The 3,498-nt window shown below is 73.1% G+C and carries 3 protein-coding genes and 1 pseudogene; all 4 read left to right on the top strand.

Going from position 1 to position 3,498, the window contains the following annotated elements; translation table 11 throughout:
* Positions 1-296, top strand: a 296-nt coding sequence (locus tag FNH05_RS34720) for a c-type cytochrome (protein ID WP_144593085.1), incomplete at its 5' end; no start/stop codon positions are given.
* Positions 293-1,030 (top strand): annotated as a pseudogene (gene qcrC, locus FNH05_RS40130) (cytochrome bc1 complex diheme cytochrome c subunit); the annotation flags it as partial. The gene FNH05_RS34720 and the pseudogene qcrC, both read left to right, overlap by 4 nt.
* Positions 1,031-1,095: 65 nt before the next feature.
* Positions 1,096-1,959, top strand: a complete 864-nt coding sequence (locus FNH05_RS39660) for a ubiquinol-cytochrome c reductase iron-sulfur subunit (protein ID WP_144593086.1) — start codon at positions 1,096-1,098, stop codon at positions 1,957-1,959.
* A partial coding sequence (gene qcrB, locus FNH05_RS39840) for a cytochrome bc1 complex cytochrome b subunit (protein WP_144593087.1) occupies positions 1,956-3,498 on the top strand: 1,543 nt, incomplete at its 3' end. The genes FNH05_RS39660 and qcrB, both read left to right, overlap by 4 nt.

Raw genomic sequence — 3,498 nt, forward strand, 5'->3', positions numbered from 1 at the left:
CCCCCGAGGTGCCGCTCGGCTCCCCCGCCCGCGGCGCGCAGCTGATCCGGCAGTACGGCTGCGGGTCCTGCCACACGGTGCCCGGCGTCTCCGGTGCCACCGGTCTGGTCGGGCCGCCGCTGACCCGTTTCGGGGCCCGCTCCTACATCGCGGGCGAACTCCCCAACAACGGCGACAACCTCCAGCGCTGGATCCGCGATCCGCGCGGGGTCGAGCCCGGCACCGCCATGCCGAACCTCGGGGTGAGCCCGCTGGACGCCCGCGACATCGCGGCCTACCTGTTCACACTGAAATGAAAGGGGGAACCGTGCACCTGGCCCGGCACCGCGGTGGCCGGTCGCGCCGCCTGCTCGCCGCCGTCGCGGTACTCGGGTTCCTCCTGCTGGTACCCACGCTCGCCGCGAGCGGCGACGCCGGAACCGTGAAGGCGACGGGTCCCGGCCTCGCGCAGCCCGCGCCCGACCGGGGACGCGAGCTGTACCAGCAGAACTGCGCGAGCTGCCACGGTCCGGCCGGGCAGGGCACGCAGCGCGGCCCGTCGCTGACCGGCACCGGGCCCGCCTCGGTGGACTTCCAGCTGAGCACCGGGCGGATGCCGCTGCGCACCGAACAGGCCGAACCCCAGCACCAGGACGCCAAGTTCGGGCCCGCCGACATCCAGGCCCTGGTCGCCTACGTCGCGGGCTTCGGCCCCGGCGGCCCCCAGATCCCGCAGGTCGGACCCGGCGACCTGCGCACCGGGCAGGAGGCCTACCTGGCCAACTGCGCCGCCTGCCATTCGAGCACCGGGGTGGGCGGCCCGCTGACCGGCGGGCAGGTCGCGCCCGCGTTGTTCCGGGCCACGCCCACCCAGATCGCGGAGGCCGTGCGAGTGGGTCCGCTCCTGATGCCCGCCTTCACCCGGGGGCAGCTGCCCGACGACCAGCTCAACGGCATCATCGCCTACCTCGGCTACCTGCAGGGGAAACAGGGGAATCCCGACCGCGGCGGCCTGTCGCTGGGCCGCATCGGCCCGATCACCGAGGGCGCGGTCGGCTGGGGCCTCGGCCTGCTGCTGGTGGTGCTCGTGGTGCGGCGGCTGGGAAGCAGGGCCCAGTGCCCACCGGACCACAGAGGACACGCCAGACGGAGTGGGCGATCTTCGCCTCCTTCGCCCTCGCCGCGCTCGGCGGGATCGCCTTCGCGGTGTTCTTCGTGCTCGGCGGCCAGACCCAGTTCGAGGGCGCTTCACTCGCCGTCGCCTTCGGCGGGCTCGCGGCCGGCCTCGGGCTGTGGGCGGTCCGGCTGCTGCCCTCCGGCGGCCACGTGGAGGAGCACGAAGGGTTCTCCTCGCCGGAGGTGGAACGCAGCGAGGTGGTCGACCAGCTCGTCGACGTCGGTCGGCCCCGGCGGCGACGGTGGCTCGTCCGGCTGTTCGGCCTCGCCGGGGGCACGATCACGGTGGCCCTGCTGTTCCCGCTGCGCTCGCTGCTGCAGCCCCAGGGCGGCGCGCTTCCCCCCAAGGCACTGGCCGAGACGCCGTGGCGGGCAGGCGGGGTGCGCCTGATCGACCGCAGCGGCCGTCCGGTCCGCCCCGAGGACGTGTCCGCGCAGTCCATCGAGATCGTCTACCCCGAGCACCACCCGGACGCCGGGGACGCGCCCGCCTTCCTCGTCCGGCTCGATCCGGCGCGGCTGCAGGACCCGCCGCCGGGCGGGCAGGTCGGCGGGATCGTGGCGTACTCACTGCTGTGCACCCATGCCGGGTGCGCCGTCGCGCTGTACCTGGAGGGCACCGGGCAGGTCCTGTGCCCGTGCCACCAGTCGGTGTTCAACCTCCTGCGGGCGGCGCGGCCGGTCGCGGGCCCGGCGTCGCGGCCGCTGCCCGGCCTGCCGATCTTCGTCGACGCCGACGGCTACCTGCGGGCCTCCGGCGACTTCACCTCCCCGCCGGGGCCCGGGTACTGGAGCAGGCCATGACCGTGCGCAGGGTGGTGACCGCCGCCGACTCCCGCCTGCGCCTCGCGCCGTTCCTGCGCAAGGCGTTCGAGAAGATCTTCCCCGATCACTGGACGTTCATGTTCGGGGAAATCGCGCTGTACTCGTTCGTCGTCCTCGTGCTCACGGGCACCTTCGTGGCGCTGTTCTTCGATCCCAGCACGGCGCAAACGGTCTACCGCGGCAGTTTCGAGCCGATGAACGGCAAACTCACCTCGGCCGCCTACGCCTCGGCGATCTCGCTGAGCCAGGACGTGCGCGCCGGACTGCTGATCCGGCAGACCCACCACTGGGCAGCGCTGGTGTTCATCGCCGCGATCGTGCTGCACCTGTGCCGGATCTTCTTCACCGGCGCGTTCCGCAGGCCCCGCGTGGTGAACTGGCTGATCGGGGTGACCATGCTGGCCCTGGCACTGCTCAACGGGTTCACCGGCTATTCGATGCCGGACGACCTGCTGTCCGGGACCGGGCTGCGCATCGCGTACTCGGTGACCCAGTCGGTGCCACTGGCCGGGGCGTGGCTGGCGTTCCTGCTCTTCGGCGGCGAGTTCCCGGCCGACCAGACCGTGCCGAGGATGTTCGTCGCGCACGTGTTCCTGGTGCCCGCGCTGCTGGCGGTCCTGATCACCGCGCACATGCTGATCCTGATCCGGCAGAAGCACACCCAGTTCCCGGCGCCGGGACGGCGGGAACGCAACGTCGTCGGCTCCCGGCTCTGGCCCGCCTACACCATCCGCACGCTCGCGCTGTTCCTGGCGGTGCTCGCCGTCCTTTTCGGACTCGGCGGGCTGTTCCAGATCAACCCGGTGTGGCTGTACGGGCCGTTCAACCCGGCGAGCGCCACCGTTCCGGCCCAGCCCGACTGGTACGTGGCGTGGGAGGAGGGCGCGCTGCGGTTGTTCCCCTCGGCCGGGTTCCGGATCTTCGGCTACCTGGTGCCCTCGCCGTTCTTCCCCGGAGTCGTCCTGGGCGCGCTGACCTTCCTGCTGCTGTACCTGTGGCCGCTGCTGGAGCGGTGGTGCACCGGCGACCGGGCCGATCACCAGCTGCTCGACCGGCCGCGCGACCACCCCGCCCGGCTGGGCACCGGGGTGGGGCTGCTGTGCTTCTACGTCCTGCTCGTCGTGGCCGCCGCCGACGACGTGATCGCCCGGACGCTGCTGGTGCCGATCACCTCCGTCGTGTACGCGTTCCGCGCCCTGGTCCTGACCCTGCCGTGGCTCGCCGGGCTTCTCGCCTACTTCCTGGCCAGGGCGGCCCGCCACACCCGGGGCGGCTTCGGCGAGATCACCAGGGCCGACCTCAGGGCGGCGGCCCGCCGATCCCGCCCGCAGGGCGGCGCGGCGGAACCGGTCCCGGCGCACCTGGAATGCTGGGCCGAGCCGGGCCCGCGGTGGAAATGGCGCTACGTCGAGCATCCGGAGGCGAAGGAGCCGCTGGTGCTGGTGAGCACCAAGCACTACCCGTCCCGTCAGGCGGCGGCCGACGCGGCACGGCTGGCCTATCCGGACACCCCGGTCC

It is taken from the genome of Amycolatopsis rhizosphaerae, assembly GCF_007713715.1.
In the GTDB taxonomy this organism is placed as follows: domain Bacteria; phylum Actinomycetota; class Actinomycetes; order Mycobacteriales; family Pseudonocardiaceae; genus Amycolatopsis_E; species Amycolatopsis_E rhizosphaerae.